At 71.0% G+C, this 606-nt stretch carries 1 protein-coding gene; it reads left to right on the top strand.

Annotation, left to right across the window (positions count from 1 at the left end):
* Positions 1-40: 40 nt before the first annotated feature.
* A partial coding sequence (locus ICC28_RS40090; protein ID WP_188293802.1) for a hypothetical protein occupies positions 41-606 on the top strand: 566 nt, incomplete at its 3' end.

Consider the following 606-nt stretch of genomic DNA (forward strand, 5'->3'; position numbering starts at 1 on the left):
CCACCGGCACTCCCTCGCCCACCGCCTACTGGACGGCCCCATGACCGTGAACCCGTTGTCCGTCTACCGCCTGCTGCCCGGTCTCGGCGACTTCCGGACCCTGCTGTTCGGTTCCTCGCTCACCGAGCTCATCCGTTGGCAGATCAACGGTTCCGCCGGGGAGCCGCCCGACGCGGTGACGGCCGAGTGGGACGGTGACCCGAGGTTGCGGGAGTCGGAGTTCCCGTCCGGATATCCGGGGGCGCCGGTGCTGAGCCGGCGGCTCGCCGAGGCCCTGGGGGAGGAGCTGCTGGAGGCGGGTCGGCTGATCCCGGTCGAGATCGCGGGGGCGGGTGGGCAGGGTGAGTACTTCCTGTACGTCGTCGAGGCGGTCGTCGACTGTGTGGATCCGCGCCGGTCCGCCAAGCCGAAGAAGACCACGGGTCAGATGAAGATCACGGTGTTCCGCCCGGACGCTGTCCCCGCCGCGCTGCCCGCCTTCCGGGTGCCCGAGTTTCCGGGTGGCGTCCACTGGAACGGCTGGGCGGTGGACCGGCTCCGGCAGATCCTCGGCACGGACCTGGAAACCCGCCTGATCTGGTCCGAGGACCGCTCGGCCACCCCGCA

It is taken from the genome of Streptomyces sp. TRM68416, assembly GCF_014596915.1.
Lineage (GTDB): Bacteria > Actinomycetota > Actinomycetes > Streptomycetales > Streptomycetaceae > Streptomyces.